18 protein-coding genes are annotated in these 21,608 nt (G+C 40.2%); 12 read left to right on the top strand and 6 right to left on the bottom strand.

Going from position 1 to position 21,608, the window contains the following annotated elements; genetic code table 11:
• The first annotated feature begins 2 nt into the window (after positions 1–2).
• The 4 genes from DVR12_RS10090 to DVR12_RS10075 all read left to right on the top strand — a co-directional run bounded on the left by DVR12_RS10090 (position 3) and on the right by DVR12_RS10075 (position 4,648).
• Entirely contained in the window at positions 3–1,193 is a 1,191-nt protein-coding gene (locus DVR12_RS10090) for a DegT/DnrJ/EryC1/StrS family aminotransferase (RefSeq protein WP_116975552.1), read from the top strand.
• 51 nt (positions 1,194–1,244) lie between these two features.
• Entirely contained in the window at positions 1,245–1,970 is a 726-nt protein-coding gene (gene kdsB / locus DVR12_RS10085; protein ID WP_116975551.1) for a 3-deoxy-manno-octulosonate cytidylyltransferase, read from the top strand.
• A gap of 18 nt (positions 1,971–1,988) precedes the next feature.
• A complete protein-coding gene (locus tag DVR12_RS10080; RefSeq protein WP_116975550.1) occupies positions 1,989–3,065 on the top strand; it encodes an iron-containing alcohol dehydrogenase family protein in 1,077 nt (358 codons plus the stop codon).
• Positions 3,066–3,196: 131 nt separating this feature from the next.
• A complete protein-coding gene (locus DVR12_RS10075) occupies positions 3,197–4,648 on the top strand; it encodes a DNA recombination protein RmuC (protein WP_116975549.1) in 1,452 nt (483 codons plus the stop codon).
• A gap of 70 nt (positions 4,649–4,718) precedes the next feature.
• Here the strand turns inward: DVR12_RS10075 and DVR12_RS10070 are convergent, their stop codons facing one another.
• Positions 4,719–5,900, bottom strand: a complete 1,182-nt coding sequence (locus DVR12_RS10070; protein ID WP_116975548.1) for an MFS transporter — start codon at positions 5,898–5,900, stop codon at positions 4,719–4,721.
• 171 nt (positions 5,901–6,071) lie between these two features.
• On the opposite strand from DVR12_RS10070, the gene DVR12_RS10065 reads away from it, so the two are divergent.
• From DVR12_RS10065 to DVR12_RS10050, 4 genes are all read left to right on the top strand, one after another.
• Positions 6,072–6,542, top strand: a complete 471-nt coding sequence (locus DVR12_RS10065; RefSeq protein ID WP_116975547.1) for a Dps family protein — start codon at positions 6,072–6,074, stop codon at positions 6,540–6,542.
• 83 nt (positions 6,543–6,625) lie between these two features.
• Complete coding sequence (locus DVR12_RS10060; protein WP_116975546.1) at positions 6,626–7,378, top strand: NYN domain-containing protein; 753 nt, start codon at positions 6,626–6,628, stop codon at positions 7,376–7,378.
• The gene (locus DVR12_RS10055) at positions 7,378–7,905 is read left to right on the top strand and encodes an O-acetyl-ADP-ribose deacetylase (RefSeq protein ID WP_116975545.1); all 528 of its coding nucleotides are present in this window, start codon (positions 7,378–7,380) and stop codon (positions 7,903–7,905) included. The genes DVR12_RS10060 and DVR12_RS10055 overlap by 1 nt, the downstream gene beginning before the upstream one ends.
• A gap of 105 nt (positions 7,906–8,010) precedes the next feature.
• On the top strand, positions 8,011–9,393 hold the full coding sequence (locus DVR12_RS10050; protein WP_116975544.1) for a TlpA family protein disulfide reductase: 1,383 nt from the start codon (positions 8,011–8,013) through the stop codon (positions 9,391–9,393).
• 80 nt (positions 9,394–9,473) lie between these two features.
• Here the strand turns inward: DVR12_RS10050 and DVR12_RS27565 are convergent, their stop codons facing one another.
• The 4 genes from DVR12_RS27565 to DVR12_RS10035 all read right to left on the bottom strand — a co-directional run bounded on the left by DVR12_RS27565 (position 9,474) and on the right by DVR12_RS10035 (position 13,216).
• Positions 9,474–9,617: a hypothetical protein gene (locus DVR12_RS27565; RefSeq protein ID WP_158563245.1), complete on the bottom strand. Its 144-nt coding sequence runs from the start codon at positions 9,615–9,617 to the stop codon at positions 9,474–9,476.
• 72 nt (positions 9,618–9,689) lie between these two features.
• Positions 9,690–11,660, bottom strand: coding sequence for an alpha-ketoacid dehydrogenase subunit alpha/beta (locus tag DVR12_RS10045; RefSeq protein WP_116975543.1), 1,971 nt, complete (start codon positions 11,658–11,660; stop codon positions 9,690–9,692).
• A 39-nt stretch (positions 11,661–11,699) separates the two neighbouring features.
• The gene (locus DVR12_RS10040) at positions 11,700–12,044 is read right to left on the bottom strand and encodes a phage holin family protein (RefSeq protein ID WP_116975542.1); all 345 of its coding nucleotides are present in this window, start codon (positions 12,042–12,044) and stop codon (positions 11,700–11,702) included.
• 239 nt (positions 12,045–12,283) lie between these two features.
• Positions 12,284–13,216 carry a hydroxypyruvate isomerase family protein gene (locus DVR12_RS10035; RefSeq protein WP_116975541.1) on the bottom strand — a complete coding sequence of 311 codons (933 nt, stop codon included), beginning with the start codon at positions 13,214–13,216 and terminating at the stop codon, positions 12,284–12,286.
• Positions 13,217–13,398: 182 nt separating this feature from the next.
• Here DVR12_RS10035 and DVR12_RS10030 point away from each other — a divergent pair, with 182 nt between their 5' ends.
• The 3 genes from DVR12_RS10030 to DVR12_RS10020 all read left to right on the top strand — a co-directional run bounded on the left by DVR12_RS10030 (position 13,399) and on the right by DVR12_RS10020 (position 17,121).
• Complete coding sequence (locus tag DVR12_RS10030; protein ID WP_116975540.1) at positions 13,399–14,361, top strand: formylglycine-generating enzyme family protein; 963 nt, start codon at positions 13,399–13,401, stop codon at positions 14,359–14,361.
• A gap of 33 nt (positions 14,362–14,394) precedes the next feature.
• The gene (locus DVR12_RS10025; RefSeq protein ID WP_116975539.1) at positions 14,395–15,732 is read left to right on the top strand and encodes a Gfo/Idh/MocA family protein; all 1,338 of its coding nucleotides are present in this window, start codon (positions 14,395–14,397) and stop codon (positions 15,730–15,732) included.
• A 93-nt stretch (positions 15,733–15,825) separates the two neighbouring features.
• A complete protein-coding gene (locus tag DVR12_RS10020) occupies positions 15,826–17,121 on the top strand; it encodes a D-alanyl-D-alanine carboxypeptidase/D-alanyl-D-alanine-endopeptidase (protein WP_116975538.1) in 1,296 nt (431 codons plus the stop codon).
• On the opposite strand, the gene DVR12_RS10015 is transcribed toward DVR12_RS10020, so the two are convergent.
• The gene (locus tag DVR12_RS10015) at positions 17,122–17,772 is read right to left on the bottom strand and encodes a hypothetical protein (RefSeq protein WP_116975537.1); all 651 of its coding nucleotides are present in this window, start codon (positions 17,770–17,772) and stop codon (positions 17,122–17,124) included.
• 740 nt (positions 17,773–18,512) lie between these two features.
• On the opposite strand from DVR12_RS10015, the gene DVR12_RS10010 reads away from it, so the two are divergent.
• Positions 18,513–21,599 (top strand): SusC/RagA family TonB-linked outer membrane protein, encoded by a 3,087-nt coding sequence (locus DVR12_RS10010; RefSeq protein WP_116975536.1) that lies wholly within the window; start codon positions 18,513–18,515, stop codon positions 21,597–21,599.
• Positions 21,600–21,608 lie beyond the last annotated feature (9 nt).

Genomic DNA, 21,608 nt, shown 5'->3' with positions numbered 1-21,608 from the left:
TTATGCCCGGATATGAACTATTTGGCGCCGAGGAAAGAAAAGAGGTAAACGACGTACTGGAAACCGGTATTTTTATGCGTTATGGATTTGATGGCCCACGCAAGGGTATTTGGAAAGCCAAAGAATTGGAGCAAGCCATTTGCGACAAACTGAATGTACAATATACACAATTAGCTTCCAGCGGTACTGCGGCATTAACAACTGCGATGGCAGCGCTGGGAATTGGAGCCGGCGATGAGATTATTATGCCTACTTTCACCTTCGTAGCTAGTTTTGAATCAGTATTCTCTGTAGGAGCAACGCCGGTGCTGGTAGATGTTGACGATACGCTCACTCTGGACCCTAAAGCCGTGGAAGCAGCTATCACTCCAAAAACCAAGGCCGTTATGCCTGTACATATGTGCGGAGCAATGGCAGATCTGGATGCATTACAAGCAATCTGTAAAAAACATAACCTGTTTTTACTCGAAGATGCCTGCCAGTCTTTTGGCGCCAGCTATAAAGGCAAAGCATTGGGTACAATCGGCGATGCAGGAACCTTCTCTTTCGACTTTGTAAAAACAATTACCTGCGCTGAAGGCGGAGCAGTTGTTACCAATAATAAAGACATCTATATAAAATGTGATGGTTACACAGACCATGGTCATGATCACCTCGGGGTAGATCGCGGCGCTGATCTGCATCCGTTCATTGGCTATAACTACCGTATTTCTGAATTGCATGCCGCAGTTGGTTTGGCTCAGGTTAGAAAACTTGATAAATTCCTGGAAATACAGCGTAGTACAAAGAAGATTTTCAAGGATGCACTGGCTGCAATTCCTGGAGTAACCTTCAGACGCTTACCTGATGAAGCAGGCGATAGCGCAACCTTCCTGTCGTTTTTCCTGCCTACTCCGGAACAAACAGCTAAAGCTGCAGCAGCAATGAAAGCAGCCGGACTGGTAGCATTCTATTATTATGATAACAACTGGCACTATATCCGTCAGTGGGATCATTTTAAAGAAGGAGCAGTACTTACTCCGTTTGCACCTGGGTTAAAACAGGCAATGGAAATCTATAAGACTAAACAGTTCCCTGCATCGGACGCAATTATTAGCCGTAATATTTCTACTCCGATTAATCTTAGCTGGACAGAAGCAGAGATTAAAGAAAGAGCTGAGAAATTGGTTAATGCTGTAAAGAGCGTATTATAATCCAGGTAACGTGAAGCCAGCAGCTTCACGTTATTTGTAAAATAGATCTACATGAAGAAAATTGCGTTGATACCTGCCCGGTATGGAGCTACCCGTTTTCCTGGGAAAATGATGGCGAAGCTGGGCGATAAAACAGTTATTTTGCGCACTTATGAATCTACAGTTCAGACAGGAGTGTTCGATGAAGTGATGGTAGTAACTGATAGCGATATTATTTACAATGAGATAGTAAGTAATGGTGGTAAGGCAGTCATGAGCAAAAAAGAGCATGAATGTGGTACTGATCGTATAGCCGAGGCTGTTGTAGATATGGATGTTGATATTGTGGTGAATGTACAGGGAGATGAACCTTTTACACAGAAAGAACCTTTGGAAAAACTGCTGAAAGTATTTGAAGGAGAAGAAGGGAAGAAAGTGAGAGTGGCTTCGCTGATGCAGGAACTAAAGGAACAATCATCTATCGAAGATCCCAACTACGTTAAAGTAGCTGTTGATAAAAATTTCAATGCATTATTTTTCTCCAGGTCAGTAATTCCTTATCCAAGAAGCACAGATGTAAAACCTGTATACTACGAGCATATCGGGATTTATGCGTTTCGTAAGCAAACATTGCTGGAGTTTACACAATTGGAAGTTACCCCGTTGGAAGCCGCCGAGAAAATTGAATGTCTGCGCTATCTGGAAAACGGAATTCCAATGAAAATGGTAGTTACCTCTTATATGGGAGTTGAAATTGATACCCCCGAAGATTTAGAGAAAGCGGCCAAATTATTATAAAATAACTAAGACGTATATATGAAATTCAGGAATTTCAAAATGGTGGACTATGTTATTTACGGTAGCGGATGTTTTGATCAGCTAGGTGAAATACTGGCCCCCAGACGTATAGGCGATGCTCCCATGATTTTTTTCGTGGATGAGTATTTCCAGGACAAGAAGGAGTTTTTGTCTCGTATTCCTTTACAGGGGAAAGACAAAATTGTGGTGATTGATGTAACCCATGAGCCTAAAACAACTTATGTAGATAAACTACGTGATGAACTGGTAGCTGAGTTTGGAAAAGTCTCAGGTATTATTGGAATCGGTGGCGGATCGGTATTGGATATGGCGAAAGCTGTGTCGCTGATGATGACCAACCCTGGCTCGTCGGCCGACTATCAGGGCTGGGATCTGGTAAAGGTTCCTGGTGTTTATAAAGTAGGTATTCCAACCATTTCGGGTACAGGAGCTGAAGTTAGCCGTACTTGCGTATTAACTGGCCCTACCCGTAAACTCGGAATGAATTCCGACTTTACTCCATTCGATCAGATAGTATTGGACCCTTCATTAACTAAAACAGTAGAGCCGAATCAACGTTTTTATACCGCGATGGATTGCTTTATTCACTGCGTTGAATCACTGCAGGGCACTTATCTGAATGCATTCAGCAAGTCTTACGGTGAAAAAGCTCAGGAATTGTGTGAAGAAATATTCCTGGAAAAGGATATTTGGGATGACGATTCGGATGAGAAGCTGATGATGGCTTCATATGCCGGCGGTATGAGCATTGCCTATTCTCAGGTAGGGGTTGCGCATGCAGTAAGTTACGGACTGGCATATTTGCTGGGCACCAAACACGGTATTGGTAACTGTATTGTATTCGATAAGCTGGAAGAATTTTATCCTGATGGGGTTGTGAAGTTCAAGGAAATGGTGAAGAAACATAACATCCATATTCCTCAGGGCATAACCAGTGGGTTGACAGATGAGCAGTTCGATACAATGATTAATGTATCTCTGGGTATGGCTCCATTATGGGAAAATGCTCTGGGTAAAGACTGGAAAGAGATCATGACGCGCGAGAAGCTGCGTAAGCTCTACGAGCGCCTGTAATTTTATAGTTTAGATTATTTAAAAGCAGTAAACATTTACTTTTGGGTAAATCGTTTACTGCTTTTTTTATATTCTGAACGCAGATATAATGCGTAGAAAGAGTTTATCATTGTTTTTAGAGCCGGATTAGCATGTTGATACTTTTAATTATTTCGGGAATTTGCGTTTTAGTGCTTGCGTATCTGTTTATCAATACCAGGCAACAATTGCTGGGCAAACAAGCTGCAGATCAGCAACAAGCACAGTTATGGCAGGCAGATTATGCAGCCTTACAGGAGAAGACAAGGCTGCAGGAAGCCAGATTTGAATACCAGCAGAATATGCTGGAAGATAAAGCTGTAAGCCTAAGAGAAAAGCAGGAACAACTAGAGCGGCTAAACGAAGAGTTCGTGTCTGTAATGTCGGAACAAGGCCGGTTAATTGAGCAGAATAAATATCTTCAGATTCAGCTCAATAGTGAAAAGGAGCGCTTGCAACAAGTGCATAAAGAGTTCGGTCTGCAATTCGAGAATACTGCTCAGCAGTTGCTGCATCAAATATCCGGCAACTTTATGGAGCAGAATAAAACGAAGATGGATGATGTATTAAAGCCCCTGTCTGAAAAGATCGATAGTTTTAGAAATAGCCTGCAGCAGTCGCTTGTTGAGGAAACCTCTCAAAGAGCTGCCCTTAAAACAGAATTGGGCAAACTCATGGAACTTAATCAAACCTTATCCAAAGAAGCTAATAATCTCACCAATGCCTTAAAAACCGATTCCAAGAAACAAGGTAATTGGGGAGAAATGATTCTGGAGCGGGTATTGGAAGTCTCCGGCCTTGAAAAAGGGGTACACTATACTACGCAAGATGCACAGAGAGATGAAAAAGGTCTGCTCAAAAAACCGGATCTGGTATTGTATTTACCAGAAAACAGAAGGTTGGTGATCGATTCAAAGGTTTCACTGAAAGCATATGAACAGTATTGCAGTGCTGAAAATGAAGAAGATAGAAAGCATGCTCTGAAAATGCATGTGCAATCTGTTAAAAATCATGTGAACGAACTAAGTGAAAAATCCTATCATACCCTTTATGATAATTCGACCGATTTTGTAATGCTCTTTATTCCAATTGAGCCGGCATATGCCCTGGCTATTATGCAACCGGAAGAAGAGTTATACGATTATGCTTTCAAGCGCAGAATCATTCTGGTAAGTGTGCCATCTTTACTGGCCACCGTCAGAATTATTGAGAATATGTGGAAGTTGGAAAAGCAGAATAAGAATGCTTTAGAAATTGTGAAACAGGGGAGTGCCCTGTACGACAAATTTGTTGGTTTTGTTGATGATCTGACAGCAATAGGTGTTCAACTCAATCAAAGTAATAAAGCCTATGAAAATGCGCTAAATAAATTGTCTACGGGCAAAGGAAACCTGGTAGGCAAAGCTGAAAAAATGCGGAAATTAGGATTGAACAGCAAGAAATCCTTACCAAAAGAACTATTGGATCTGGGCTCAGATGAAGACACAGAATCACTTAACCTACCTCCAGAGAATGAAGTATTTGTTAGCAAACCATTAAACATATCTGAAACGAATCAGCAATAATGAGAATATGCTTGCTAAACTAACAAGCTGGTAATTAATATATTAACAAGTGTAAATAAGAATACAGGGGTTAATTTGATACCTGTATCTTTTTAGGCTTGTAAATAAAGCTTAGGTAGATGGTAGCCAATAAAGTTATCCCGGCGAATACATAAAATGTAAGTGGAAATCTTTCTTCCTTGTTGTGATAAATCATAGCGGAGAAGTAAGCACCTAAACCAATTCCTGCCTCAAGAGCTATATACATGCTCGCTAATGCCCTTCCCCGGTGCTGTGGATTACTTAAGTCAATAGTCCATGCAGTAATGGCCGGAGAATTTAATCCAACAGCTATTCCGTATACTACAGCTCCGGTGAGCAACCAAAAGCCATTGGTAGCAAATCCCAAAACCAGCATTGAAACAGCCATTGTAAGGGCTGATACTTTCAAAACCGGCAACCTTCCGTATTTATCAGATACCCGACCCGCCAGAATCCGTATTCCAATGGAACTGGCTGTAAAGAAGGTAAAGAACAATCCTTTATTGGTGACTCCCAAAAATGCACTAAAGTCTGGCACAATGGTCAATATTGCACCATAACTGAAATAGGTTATAAAGCAGATAATTACCGGAGCCCACACCAACGGCTCAAATATTTCATCCGGCGAAATCTTTAATAAAGAGAAGCGAAAACGTTGTTTATTATGTAAGGTTTCCTTCATGCCAACCAAAATCACAACAGATAACAAGGCAAAAAGAGCTGAAAGCTGAAACATTACATTAATATTCCACCTTACAGCAACATACCCTCCAATAGCCGGGCCCATTGCCATACCTATTGTACTGAATAGCCCAACCATTCCCATGGCTTCACCACGGCGGGTTACAGGCACTATATCAGAAACATAGGCTGACGTTCCCGTAGGTTTAAAACCGGTAGAAAAACCATGAAAAAATCTTAATAATAAAAATGCTGCTACAGAGCTGATAAGCGGATAAATCAGACTGCAAACAACACAAACCAGAGAACCAAAGATCATTACCGGTACTCTGCCTATGGTATCTGTAAGTTTTCCACTGAAAGGACGTGATAGGCCCGCCATTAAAGTAAACAAACCTATAATATATCCCTTGTAATCTGCTCCTCCCATCTTTGTCAGATAGGCTGGCAGCTCAGGGATCATCATATTAAAACTTGCGGAGAAAAGTGCATTGCTCAGGCAAAGCATTATAAAGTGAAGATTGTAAATCCGATCTGTCGACTGGTCCATGCGCAAAATTAACAACAATGGTACAATTTTCGCAAAGTTCTGAAGCCAGCAGTACCTGAACAAAACCGGAATCCTACCTGTTTATATATTCCCGGTTATTCAGAGATGATAAACATCATTGGCTGCAGTTTTATTAATCAGTAAATTTATATAAACCAAAAATTCAATGATATGAAAGCAAACATCGGTGTTTTAGAAGAACACTTAAAACAAATAGCACTAGAGTTGAATAAGGTATTAGCAGATGAATTGGTATTGTATGCAAAAACCCGAAATTGCCATTGGAATATTGAGGGTAGCAACTTCATGGAACTACATTCGTTCTATGAAGATCAATACGAAGAACTGGAAGAATATGCCGATGAAGTAGCTGAGTATATCCGCTCAATTGGCCACTATGCAGAAGGCAGATATGTAGATGCACTTAAATTGACTCATTTACTGGAAGGAGAATATTCTAACGATCAGAAAGTACAGCTTAAAGGCCTCCTCGATGATCATGAAACCATCATCCGTAATCTCCGCCGCCTGATCGACGAGTTTGATACCAAGTACAATGATAAAGGCGCTGCAGACTTTGCTACACAGATGTTGCAAAAGCACCTCAAAAAGGCGTGGATGATCCGCTCCTATCTGAAATAATACTTCTTCAAATTATTACAAACGTGTTGATTGCAGCAAGAATTATTCTGTAGTCAACACGTTTTGTCATTTAATCACAACATATGGATAACTCAAATGACCTTCGACTGGCTGTTCTCATAGATGCGGATAATATCCCATATCATAATGTAAAAGGAATGCTGGAAGAAGTAGCAAAGTATGGTAACCCTACCTTTAAAAGAATTTATGGCGATTGGACTAAACCCACTGTTGTGGGTTGGAAAAATGTGTTATTGGAATACGCCATTACACCAATTCAGCAATACAGCTATACCAGTGGCAAAAATGCAACCGATTCGGCTATGATAATCGACGCAATGGATATTTTATATACAGGACGGGTAGATGGATTTTGCCTGGTATCGAGCGATAGTGATTTTACCCGTTTGGCAACCCGACTAAGGGAAGCCGGGATGATCGTTTACGGAATGGGAGAACAGAAAACCCCTTCTGCCTTCAGAGCTGCCTGTGACAAATTTATTTATCTTGAAATATTGGAAGCTGATGAGAAAAAGACGGATGTTGATAAACAGAAGTCATCAAAAGTAAAGCACAAAAGCATCAGTAAAGCAGATAAACAATTACTCTCACTTTTATCGACCAGCATCAATGATATCGCAGATGAAGATGGATGGGCATATCTGGGAGAACTAGGAAACCTGTTATTGAAAAAGAAACCGGATTTCGATTCCCGCAACTATGGATATATCAAACTATTGCAACTCCTGAAAAGTTTTCCAAACTTTGAAATAGATATCCGGGAGAGTAGTGGTAAGAAAACCGGAAAATTAGTATACGTAAGAACTGTATCATAATGAATAGAATTAAAATAGTGAAAGGTGATATTACTAAAGTGAAGGTTGATGCAATTGTAAATGCTGCTAATTCTTCACTCATGGGTGGCGGCGGAGTAGATGGGGCAATTCACAGAGCCGGAGGACCTGAAATACTGGAAGATTGCAGAGCAATTGTTGCACGCCAGGGCGGCTGTAAGACAGGAGAAGCTGTTATAACCCGGGCAGGGAATTTACCAGCAAAATATGTAATTCATACCGTGGGGCCGGTGTGGAATAATGGAAAGAAAAATGAAGAAGCACTTTTAGCCAATTGCTATTTCAATTCTTTAACCCTGGCGGCTAACAATGATGTTAAATCTATTGCGTTCCCTAACATTAGTACAGGAATCTATCACTTCCCTAAAGATTTGGCAGCCAGGATTGCTATTGAAACTATTGCAGTGTTTCTGGAAAAAATTTTTATTCCAGATGAAATTATACTGGTATGCTTCGATGATGAGAACCTCGAGTATACCAATCACTATTATAATCAGTACTATAGCTAACCTTTGTAAACCCTATTAGGCCATTAATCCCAAAAAACTTTCTTTAATACTTTCCATGATTATATTTGATGATATAATTAACAACCACCATTAAAAAACGAAACAATGAAAGTATCTCGACTACTGTCGGTAGCCGCCTTATTGGCGTATACCGGAGTGAATGCCGGCGTTGGCCCTGTACCCATCAAATCTCCATCTATTATCCAGGGAAAAGTAACAAACGACCAAATCAGGAAGGTAACTTTATACGCTGTGGTAGAAGGTAGAAAAGAAGAAATAGCTACTGCCAAATTAAATGATCAGCAAGCCTTTGCATTTGCTGTTCCCTCGCCTAAAGAAGGATTTTATTATGTTTCTACTGGTATAAGGGGCGGTGATGCCCGTATTTACCTGAAACCAGGAGATAATCTAAGCCTGATAGTTGAGGATGGAGAATATTCCTTACAATCGGGATCGGCAGAAAACAAAGTCTTGCAGCAATGGAGCCGGCAATTGAAACCACTGACAATGCCAATTGTAAAAATGGATACCTCCACTTTTCAATCCTATTTCCCAAAATTGGAGGCTTTGGTAGCACAGGTAAAATCAAATAAACAGAAAGTAGCTACACCTAATAAGGCCTTTAATGAAATGATGAAATTACAAATGGACCTGGATGTGGAAAGAACTGCTTTACAGTTTTTACTAATGCCACATTCCATCCATCCATCTCCGGATCAATATCCCGCTTATTATAAGCAAATCTTGCAGCCCAATAAATATTCCGACTCAAGAATCCTGAGAGATGGTGATGCAAGCAGTCTTTTGAGTTTGTATGGAACATATAGTTATATGAACCAGGCTACCCACGAAAAGATAAAACCAGAGGAAAGACTTGCGAGATCTGTCGCTTTATATGGAAATGATACTGTGAAAGCAGTGGTAATTACCCAGAGTCTGGATGCTTATAAGTCTTATGATGCCCTGATTGCAGCTATGGAACCAGTAAAACAATACCTGGTCACCGATGAGCAAAATAGGAGATATCTGGAATTCGAAAAGAAACTGCACAATTTTGCAGCCGGAAAGCCTGCTCTCAGTTTTTCTGGGGAAGATGTGAACGGAAAGAAGGTATCACTGGCCGATTTTAAAGGTAAAGTGGTAGTAGTAGATGTTTGGGCAACATGGTGCGGCCCCTGCAAAGCTGAACTGCCTTATCTGATGAAGTTAGAGGAAGAAATGCATGGAAAAGATGTTGTATTTCTGGGTAGTTCTGTAGATGAAGTTAAAGACAAGCAGAAATGGCTGGATTTTGTAAAAGAGAAGGAGATGAAAGGAGTACAGATCTTTACCAAGGGGTATAGTGAATTAACCAAACTGTATAATATTCAAGGGATTCCACAGTTTATGGTATTTGATCAGAAAGGAAATATAGTGACTATAGACGCACCAAGGCCTTCTACACCTGAGCTAAAGGCATTAATAGAAAAAATACTAACAAAGGGATAAGATTATTAAACGATAAAAAGGCTTCCTGTGAAGGGAAGCCTTTTTCTTTTTCTATAGTGCGATGTGAAAAAGCGTATTAATTAGTTTTTTGCGTACTTAGCCCAAGCATAGATAAACATAGCAGCAAAAAGCAAAATAACTACAGGAGTCAGGAAACCACCAATTTTATCACCAACTTTATAAAATTCGGTAGTATGTACTACGGTTAAAAGATTCATCAACATAGTATAACGATTTTATTAGATTCCGGGTGCAAATTATAACTTTAAAGGCATATTCCCAATGAAAGGATCTGTTTACCAATGAAATAATCTTTGCATATACTCGTCCAGCCTCGATTTCGCCAGAAAATTTTTTTCCAGTTCGAGGTTAAAAGGCACCGGAGTATCCAGGCTTGCGCAACGCAATACAGGTGCATCTAATAGCTCAAAACAATGTTCTCCTATCCAGGCACTGATTTCTGCCCCAAAACCACCGGTCAGTGTATCTTCATGCAATACTAAAACCTTACCTGTAGCAGCTGTAACGTTTCTGATGGCGTCATAATCCAGGGGCTGTAAAGACCGTAAATCCAAAATAGCAACAGACATTTCCTGATGTTGGGCTGCATATTGTAACGCCCAGTGAACGCCACTTCCATAGGTAATAATACTAATATCGTCGCCAGGCTGTATCAGATTAGCTTTGCCTATTTCAACAGTGTAATAGCCTTCGGGTACTTCACCGGAAATGCTTCTGTAAAGTGCTTTATGTTCAAAAAAGATAATAGGGTTTGGGTCTGCAAAGGCTGCAAGTAATAGCCCTTTAGCATCGGCCGGAGTGGAAGGATACAAAACTTTTAGTCCCGGAACATGAGTAAACCATGCTTCATTGGTTTGAGAATGAAATGGACCGGCACCGACTCCGGCACCTGCGGGCATGCGAATTACTACATCTGCTGCCTGCCCCCAGCGATAATGGATTTTTGCGAGATTGTTGACGATCTGATTGAAGCCGCAAGTGACAAAGTCACCGAACTGCATCTCCACCATACTTTTAAAACCACCGATCGACAAGCCCAATGCTGCTCCAATAACGGCACTTTCGCAGAGAGGGGTGTTTCTTACCCGATTCCCGAACTCTGTTACCAGGCCTTCTGTAATTTTGAAGGCACCCCCATATTCAGCAATGTCCTGCCCCATGAGTATGAGCTGAGGAAATTGTTCCAATGCCTGTTTAAGGCCTTCTGCAATGGCATCAATATACCTTTTCTCATTTGAGGAATGAGAGGGAGAGATAGCAGGAACTGATGGCGCATAAACATCTGCCAGTTCAACGGCCGAATTAACAGCAATTGGAGCTGAATGAAGGCCGGCGGCAACCTCGTTTTCTATATGTTGTTTTAATTGTTGGTATATTTCATTGATTTCGTTTTCAGAAATCAGATTATTCGACTTAAGGAAATTAGTATATTGAAGAATTGGGTCTTTCTTTTCCCATTCTTCAAAGAGTGCAGTAGGAACATATTTCACTCCGCTTGCTTCTTCATGGCCACGCATACGGAAGGTGAGGGCTTCTATCAGTACGGGCTTTTGTGTTTGAATGGCATAATTTCTGGCGGTTTTAATAGTCTGATAAACTTCCAGCAGATTATTACCGTCTATTCTTACACCTTCCATCCCGTAGCCAATTGCCTTATCTACCAGGTCGGCACACTTGTATTGTTCATTGGTGGGTGTGCTTAGTGCATAGCCATTATTTTCTATAAGGAAGATAACAGGAAGACCCCATACGGCAGCAAGGTTTATAGCTTCATGAAACTCCCCTTCGCTGGTTCCGCCTTCTCCGGTAAATGCCAGGGTAACTTTAGGTTCTTTTTTGAGTTGATGTGCCAGAGCAATTCCATCAGCAATAGAAAGTTGGGGGCCAAGATGACTGATCATACCACAGATATGATGATCCCGGCTACCGAAGTGAAAGGATCGTTCCCTTGCTTTGCTATAACCGTCGGAACTTCCCTGCCATTGTTTTAAAAGCTTTGCCAGTGGCATGTCGCGGGTCGTAAAGATACCCAGGTTACGATGTAACGGGAGTATCCATTCATCATTTTCCAGCGCCATTGCGGCACCCACAGAGATAGCTTCCTGTCCTATGCCGGAAAACCATTTACTGATTTTTCCCTGGCGTAGGAGCAGCAACATCTTTTCTTCTATTAGTCGTGGGTACACTAATGCCTTGTAAAAGGCCAGCAATTGTTCATTGCTGAGCCCAGATCTGTCGAACTGCATGATTTACGCTTTACTAAATGTCGAAAGAAGGCAATGACATTAATTAGTACCGGCAATACCACTTAAGATATAGTTGACTGCGGCCATAATGACACTGAAAAGCATAGCCCACCAAAAGCCTTCCACTCTAAAACCAGGAACAAGCTTTTCGGCCAGTAAGATAATGAGGGCGTTAATAACAAACAGGAAAAGGCCTAATGTTACAATGGTAATTGGAAAAGTAAGTACTACTAGTAGTGGTCTTACTAATGCATTTAAAACTGCAAGCACCAAAGCAAGGATTAACGCGGTTACAAAGCTGTCAACTTTTACTGCTGGTTTTAGCAGGTAAGCGGTAAACATCGCAGCCAATGCGCTGAGGAGTATACGTACAATAAAACCCATAGCAGATTGTTTTAATAGTTAAGTTAAGTATTTCTCACAAAGGCACAAAGATTAATATTAAGACACAAAGGATTTTTTTAAAGTCTTTTTAAGGCCTGAAGTAAATTTTTTAAGAACTACAGACAAGTTTCTTTTATTGTTGAAACCAATCGAAAGTTCTTAAACCATTCGCTATTCCTTAAAAATCTTTAAAAAAATCCTTTGTGTCTTAATATTAATCTTTGCGCCTTTGCGAGCAACTACAAAAAGCTATCGGCTTCTCTATAAGCTTTAATCAGGGCAGCTTCACCTTCTTTGCCTTTACCGGCCATACCATGTTCCATGCCCAGAATTCCTTTATAGCCTTTGCTGTGAAGATGCTTGAAGATGTTTTTGTAATTGATTTCTCCTGTACCAGGTTCTTTTCTTCCAGGATTATCACCTATCTGGATATACGCAATTTCATCCCAGCACCAGTCCATAACCGGAATCAGGTTACCAACATTACGCTGCATATGGTATATGTCATATAAGATTTTACATGACGGACTTTTAACGGCCTTACATACCTCAAAGCTTTGTTCTGCAGTGCGAAGGAAAAGATCCGGGTTGTCGCTCAAAGGTTCCAGTACCATTACCAATCCGTGTGGTTCAAAGATTTCAGCGCCTCGGCGCAGGGCTTCAACTACGTTAGCTGTTTGAATGCCCATAGGAAGATTGCGCTCAAAGTATCCCGGAACTACAGTTGCCCATTTAGCATTACAGCGTTTGGCAACTTCCACACTTTTTTTACAAGTGCTTAAAAAGGCATCTACAAACTCTTGTTTTCCGGTGGTTAAAGATGTTTTCCAGTTATTACCGGTATCCACCACGAAAACGCCCATTTGCATACCTAATTTATTCAGCAAATCACCAATCTTGGATTGTTCTTCCGGACTGCGGCCTAGCATTCCGTTGTCTTCTATTGAACGGAAGCCCTGATCAGCCATATATTTGATCTGATCCAGAAAGTTATCACCGCCACTGTTTCTGAACATACCATCATGTGGTGCATAGTTCAGATTGAAGGTTTTTCCTTTAGCTTGTTCACTGTTTTTAATGCCTGCAGCATTGGCTGATTGGCTAAGGCTTCCTAAGGTCAGTGCAGAAATACCGGCGAGCGTACCGTTTTGCAGGAATTTTCGTCTTTCCATAACGTTTAGATTAAAGGGTAGTTGACAGGGCAATAAATTTAATAGCTTTTGCAAGTAAATGCTAATTTCTTAGAAAAAATTTCAATTCATCAGTCAATTTTCACTTTCATAAAAAAATATTGCATTCCCGATTAGTTTTTTTTAGATTCACCGTTCTATATATTTTGAATTAATCACGTTAGATGACTAAACCATATGTGGCCTTATTGCTGAGCGGAGTGTTCAGCCAGGTAGCTATAGCACAGACAATAACCTTTGAAGCGTATTCACAACAGATTCCAGGAACAGAAGTAAGCTTTAAAATGGTGCCAATTAAGGGTGGAACATTTCAACTTGGAAGCCCTAACAATGAAAAAGGTAGGAATAAGGATGAAGGACCTGCTAAAAATGTTCAGATTTCAGACTTTTGGATGGGAGCAACAGAGGTAACCTTCGATGAGTACGACGTTTATTCTGATGCAGAAAAAGATAAAACACCAGTGCCGGATGGAATGACCAGACCCAGCCCTCCATATATCGATTTAACCCTCGGAATGGGAAAGTCTGGTGGTTTTCCAGCAAATAGTATGAGTCAATATGCTGCATTAATGTACTGCAAGTGGTTGTATATTAAGACAGGAATCTTTTATCGGTTACCAACAGCAGCAGAGTGGGAATATGCTTGCAGAGCAGGAGCCACTACTGCATATCCTTTTGGAAATGAACCGTCAAAGCTGAAAGAATACGCCTGGTTTAGTGGAAATAGTGAAGATAAATATCATAAAGTAGCTCAACTTAAACCTAACGCATGGGGATTATACGATATGTTAGGTAATGTTGAAGAGTGGACAATGGACCAATACGATGAAAATGGCGTAGCTACAGCTACAGATGTTGATCCATGGCGAGTGCCAACCGAAAAAACACCAAGAGTAATCAAAGGTGGTAGTTATAAGGATGAAGCACCATCGCTTCGCGCTGCCGCCAGGGTGAAATCAGATCCGGTTTGGAACCGCCGCGACCCTCAGATTCCAAAAAGTTCCTGGTGGAATGCCGACGCCCCGTTTGTAGGTTTCAGAGTTGTAAGACCGGTAAAACAACCAACGCCTGAAGAGGCAGAACAATTCTTCGCAGAGATGATTGCTAAATATAAAGGTGCACGATAGTAAATCTCCTAAAACTAAAATCTTATTCATTTTATGGACAACGAAAAAAAATTCCACGGGGAAGGCCGCCGCGGGTTTGTAAAACAAACCTCCCTTCTGGCTGGCGGATTATTGGCAATGCCAATTTTAACTAAAGCAAATTTCTTATCTAAATCCGCTCCCGGAAGCGTAATAAAAATAGCCCTTATTGGATGCGGTGGTCGTGGTACCGGTGCCGCTACCCAGGCACTAAGCACTAAAGAAAATGTAGAGCTGGTGGCAATGGCTGATGCATTCCCTGATCGACTCCAAAGTAGCTACGAAAACATTAAAGAAGCATTGGGTGATAAGGCTAACCGGGTAAATGTTCCCGAATCAAATAAATTCACCGGATTTGATGCTTACAAACATGCAATTGAATTGGCAGATGTAGTAATCCTAACAACTCCTCCGGGATTCAGACCTATTCACTTCGAAGAAGCAGTGAGACAGGGTAAGCATATTTTCATGGAAAAACCGGTTGCTACTGATCCTGCTGGTATTAAAAGAGTACTGGAAGCTGCTCAGGTGGCAAAAACCAAGAAACTGAACGTTGTTGTAGGTTTACAACGCCATTATCAGGATTCTTACCGCGAATTATATAAGAGATATCAGAATGGTATTATTGGTGATATCCTTTCTGTTCAGGTTTGGTGGAACCAGGGCGCATTATGGGTGAAAGAACGTAAACCTGAGTATACAGAAATGGAATACCAAATGCGTAACTGGTATTACTTTAACTGGCTGTGTGGCGATCATATCGTAGAACAACATATTCACAATATTGATGTGGGTAACTGGTTTATGGGTAAGACACCTGTTACTGCCGGCGGTATGGGTGGTCGTGCTGTGCGCACAGGTAAAGAATACGGTGAAATTTTCGATCACCATGCTGTTGAATATCGTTACGACAACGGGGTGGTAATGAATAGTCAGTGCCGTCACTGGAAAGATGCGCCAAGTAAAGTTGATGAAGAAATCGTGGGAACAAAAGGAAGGATCTTATGTGATAAAGCACAAATCGTAGACCACAAAGGTAAAGTGTTGTATCAGTTTGATAAGAAAAACGAAAGAAACCCATATCAGACAGAACATGATGAACTGTTTGCTGCTATTGCAAAAGGTGAATACAAATTTGCCGATGCAGAAAGAGGCGCACAGGCTACATTGTCTGCAATTATAGGTCGACTCGCCACTTATTCCGGCCAGAATATCAAATGGGATGTAGCTTTGAATTCCGGACTGGATTTACAACCTAAAGTATATGCATTTGATGCTCCTCCTCCGGTTGTACCAGATGCTTCAGGTAATTATGCATATGCTAAACCTGGTATCACTAAATACTTCTCCTAATTAAAAGTAGTTTTAGGTAAATATTAAAGAGGATGTCGTTCTGGCATCCTCTTTTTATTTGAAATAGTATATTTAATGGCTTAATGATTCTGAATGAAAAGAGGCTTATTAATATTTTGTAGTTGTTTTATGTTGATGAATGCTACGCAGGCACAGGTTCCAATGATTGAAAAATGGGCCCGTCAGCATTTATTACCGGAAAAACCATTAGATCAGGCTAATGTTGGAGTGTGTATATACGAGCCGGCAACCGATAAATATTGGTATCAATACCAGGACAATAAATATTTTACTCCCGCCTCTAACATGAAAATCTTCTCCTTGTTCGCAGGGCTTGAACGTCTGGGAGATTCATTACCGGCACTACGATATTTTGAAAATGATACGGCCTTGTTTGTTCGGGGAACGGGAGATCCTTCTTTTTTACATCCGGCCTTTAGTTTTCAACCGGCCTTAAAGTTTCTTCAGGACTCGAAGAAGCCAATTTACCTGGTACCCGCTATCAATCTGAATAAAAGATACGGGCCCGGGTGGGCCTGGGGCGATTATGCCGACAGTTATCAGCCCGAATTGAATGAATGGCCCATGTATGGAAATGTTGCCAGAATTTCATTGAATAGGGAGGGTAGTAAAATTGCTCCACAGATTTTTAATCTGGATGTTTCGACAGATAGAAGCTTAAAGGAAAATATTGCTACGAGAGATGAACGGAACAACTTTTTTTACCTGCAATATAACCCGGCAATTACTTCAGCGTTTTCTGCTGATGTTCCCTTTATAACTGGTGGAATTCAGGAATTAAGAGAGCGGCTGGAAGACACCCTGCATAAAGTGATTGGTTTAGCATCCTTACCAAAAGGCACTAATTGGAGAATGCTGAGAAGTATACCTGTAGATTCCCTGTTTATTCCGATGATGGAACAAAGCGATAACTTCTTTGCAGAGCAGGTATTAATGATGGCATCGGCATTAAATGGAGATACAATTAGCAGTAATAAAATAATAGATCAACTTTTAAATACCACCCTTAAGGGATTACCTGATACACCGCAGTGGGCCGATGGCTCAGGGTTATCGAGATACAACTTATTTACACCCCGTGATTTTGTAAAGGTCTTAACGCTAATGCAGCAGGAATATCCGAAGGCCAGATTATGGAACATTTTTCCAACAGGAGGGAAGGGTACTTTAAAGAATTATTATCAGCAACAATTTGTACATGCTAAAACGGGTACATTAAATGGAGTAGTTGCGTTAAGCGGATATCTTGTTACGCAGAAAGGCAAAACATTAGTTTTTAGTGTGATGGTTAATAACCACCGTGGGTCGGCAAGTACAATCAGGCGTTCTATAGAACAGCTGCTAACAATGATCTATAAACAATATTGATTATGGTGCAATTGTATAGGAAACAATTCTTGTTGTATCCTGTTCCTGATCTGCTTCTATAAGACCAACACCTTTACTATAGTAGCTGGTAGAAATAGTGCCAACCGGAACGGGGTTATTAAGAATAACTGCGAAAGCGTCCATTCTTACAGCTATTACATGCTCAAACTCTTGTCCATTCACGGTTTTACTAACATCTTTTTCGGTGACGGTATATTCCAATACTCCGGTTGTACTAATACTTCCATTAGAAACGGTGATAGTGTCTTGCCAGGAAGCACCGGCAGATACATTATCTTTCAGATAGGTGAGCTCCAGATCATCGGCCTGATAGCCCTGGAAGGTCAGCAGGTTGGCAACCTGGGTGTATATTCCATCTTTACATCCTGAGCAGATAAAGACACTGTCGTTACCCACGGTTTTATAAGTTTTACCATTGATAGTGGTATCACCACCAACTTTAAGGGTATAATTAATGGTATCGGTATTACTTATATTCTCATAATTAAATGTAGAACCTGGAGTATAAGGTGCATATGCACAAGGAGTTGGGGAGATAACACTTTCTCCTTCCTGGCTTTTTTCCTTTGAGCAGGAAGAAATGAAGGAAGCAATCACACAGGCCAAAACAAATAGGTAAAGATTTCTCATAGTTTGATTTTGGTGTTGATATGGCTATAACGTTGGTACTAAAATAATGTTGCCTCAAAGGTATATATCTTCAGTTTATATTTATAAGTTCTTTTAAATAAAGAACCGGAAGTTGACGAAATTGGAATTATCCTCATTTTCTGCTTTAAAATTTAAAATAATTGTAAAAACTACATTTATTTTTAGAAAAAAATTAAAGCTATTCTAGATAAATTACAGTCAATTGATTACGCCCTTTTTCTGACGATAGTAGTATTAAATTGAGATTGAAAAACTAATAACCAGGTTGTAAACAATGAAGAGATAACCAAAAACTAAAATCACTTGTAATGAAACCACGTTGTGTTAACACTATTCAGTTAACCTGTTTAGTTACATACAACAAAATTTGATAAGAAAACCCAACTGTAGTAAACCCTATAGTCGGACCTATTTTTTCATTTCTAAAAAGCTACAAATTTTAAAAAGTTGAATAATAGCATAAACAAAGAACAATCGAAATAATTAATCTCTAATCACTTGTTTTTATGTGTAAATCACTTGTTTGAATTTCAGTTAGCAGTGACTTTTATTTGTAAACAGCGTTAAAGAAAACATCAAATTCCATCGTTACTTTGGCCTTTAGAGTTAATGAAGTGCCTATCTTATGTATTGATATGAACAATGATGTTACTATTTCACCTATTGACAACAATGAAAAACTAGAAGCAAAAATTTAATCATCCAAAATCACTTGTAGCATGAATCCACGTTATGCAAAGGCAATGCTATTGCTATGCCTCTTTGCAACCAACACGAGCGCAGTCAGCGCCCGACTGCCTTTACCTAGCGTATGGCAGCAAGGAAACCTTACCGTTAAGGGAAAGGTAAAAGACATCAATGGAAATCCGCTCCCCGGTGTTACTGTACTTGTAAAAGACACTAAGAAAGGAGCAACCACTGATCCACAGGGTAACTATACTATTACTGACATTAGTAAGGATGCCATTTTGATATTTCAATACATTGGATTTGATTCACAGGAAATTAAACTGGATGGAAAAACCAGTGTAAATATTGTATTGAAAGAAAATCAAAAAACACTTGATGAGTACGTAGTAGTGGGATACGGTACTCAAAAGAAAGTGACAAAAACGGGGGCTGTATCATCTGTGAAAGGATCAGAGTTACAACAATCTCCAAACGTCAACGTCTCCAATTCATTAGTAGGACGTATTCCTGGTATTATCGCGGTAAATAATAGTGGAGAGCCTGGATATGATGGTTCAAAACTTTTTATTCGTGGACGTAGCACTTTAGGTAATAATGATCCGCTTGTGGTAATTGATGGTTTTCCTCGTGATGGATTTGAACGTATGAATCCTAACGATATTGAAAGCGTTTCAATTCTGAAAGATGCTGCAGCGGCTATCTATGGTTCGCGAGCTGCAAATGGCGTAATTCTGGTTACCACTAAAAGAGGTAAAGGAGGAAAGCCTACTTTGAGCTATGGCTTTAATCAATCGTTTGTAACACCAACCAGATTGCCTAAAATGGCGGATGCTACTACTTACGCACAGGTAGTAAATGAAATCAATAAATACAATGGCAACTCACCTAAATTCTCGGCTGAAGAGATAAAAAAATTCGCAGATGGTTCCGATCCATGGCTCTATCCCAACACCAACTGGTATGATGCAGCGATTAAAAAGATTTCTTTGCAAAACAGACATGATTTATCGCTTACCGGTGGTACAGATAAAATGTCGTACTACGTTTCATTAGGGTCATTGTTTCAGGATGGTATTTATAAAAACAGTGCCACCAATTACAAACAGCAAAATGTTAGAGCAAATCTCGACGCTGTTGTAAATGAAAACATCCGCTTACGTTTCGACCTGGCAGGCAGATTGGAAGACAGAAATTTCCCTCCACGTAGTGCTGGTTCTATCTTCCGTTCTCTTATGAGAGGCCGTCCTACCGAAAATGCCATCTGGCCTAACGGACTTCCCGGACCAGATATTGAATATGGCGATAACCCTGTAGTAACAGGAACTAATGCCATTGGGTATCAGAACGATAAAAACTATGTGATTAACACAAACATGGCTGCAGTGATAAATATTCCTTGGGTTCAGGGTTTATTTGTTGATGGAAGTTTCGCTTATGATCAAGGCTTCCGCTTTAATAAATACTTTATTAAGCCATGGACTTTATATACACTGGATAATGCTGACCTGAATGCTCATAAATTAAATGCCTCTTCGAGAGGAGTAAGTGCTCCTGAAATGAGTGAAAACTTTACGACAACCAGACAAACAACATTCAATTTTAAACTCAATTATGTTCGTGCGTTTGGCAAGCATAACTTTAATGCGTTTGTTGCATTCGAGCAATCTGAACTCAGGAGTGATTTATTGGCAGCGAATCGTAAATATTTTATAAGCGACAAACTTGATCAGCTAAGCCTGGGCGCCGATAAAGAGAAAAGCAATAGCGGAAGCGCAATGGAATTTGCCCGCCGCAACTACTTCGGACGTATTTCCTATAACTACAAGGAAACATACCTCTTCGATTATAACATGCGTTATGACGGGTCACAAAACTTTCCTGATGGACGTAGAATGGGCTTGTTCCCAGGTGCTTCTGCCGGTTGGGTAATTTCAAATGAAAACTTCTGGAAAAATAATATTCACAAAATCGACTACCTGAAATTAAGACTTGCTTATGGTCAAATGGGTAATGACCTGATAGATCCATATCAATATTTAAGCACCTATGGCTTTAGAGGTGGTGGTGTTATGTTTGGTGGAGATTTGAACAGAGGTATTTATCAACTTCGTTCTCCAAATGAATCAATTACATGGGAAGTGGCCAACAACTACGATGTTGGTATTGAGGCCAAATTACTCGGAGATAAACTGGCAATTGAAGGAGATTATTTCTATACCCGTCGTTCAAACATTCTTGTGCAACGTGACTTATCAATGCCTGGTTATACTGGTATGACTTTACCTTCCGAAAATATTGGAAAGGTAGAAAACAAGGGATTTGAAATGGTATTAAGCCATAAGAATGATATCAAGAAGTTCCATTATGAAATATTCGGAACAGTTACCCATGCCAAAAACAAGATATTATTCTGGGATGAAACTCCTGGCGTACCTGAATGGCAAAGAGCTACAGGTAAACAAATTGGTTCGAAATTGTATTACCAGGCAATTGGAGTATTCAGAGACCAGGAACAAATTAACAGTATGCCGCATTATCCGGGTGCCAAACCAGGAGATGTCATCTTTGCTAAAGTAAATAAGAAGGATGATGGTAGCAGTAATAATGTAATTGATGGAATGGATCGCGTAAGAATGGATAGATCAGAATATCCTACCTGGATTTTTGGTTTAACATTTACTGCTAAATACAAAAACTTTGATTTCACAATGCTTTGGCAAGGAGCAACAGGTGCTAGTCAGTATATCCGTACAGAGTCCGGATTAATCGGAAACTTCCCGGAAGCTTTTGTTAAAGACAGGTGGACAGAAACTAATACAAATGCATCCTGGCCACGGGCATATGACCGCGACGACAAATATTGGGTAGCAAATGAAAATACCTTCTGGTATTGGAATACTAATTATATGCGCTTAAAAACATTAGACTTCGGATATAATATTCCTTCTGCGGTTTGTAAGCGTGTAGGATTGCAAAACTTAAGGGTATATGTAAGCGGACAAAACCTGTTAACAATCGACAAAGTTAAAATCTTTGACCCTGAAGCTCCAGCTGGAAGCGGGCAATATTATCCTCAGACGAAGATTTACAACGTAGGATTAAATGTTACCTTTTAATTAATGAGT

It is taken from the genome of Chitinophaga silvatica, assembly GCF_003419895.1.
Classification (GTDB): domain Bacteria; phylum Bacteroidota; class Bacteroidia; order Chitinophagales; family Chitinophagaceae; genus Chitinophaga; species Chitinophaga silvatica.
The sequence above is the reverse complement of the archived record's forward strand: the minus strand, read 5'-3'. Positions and strand labels throughout refer to the sequence as shown.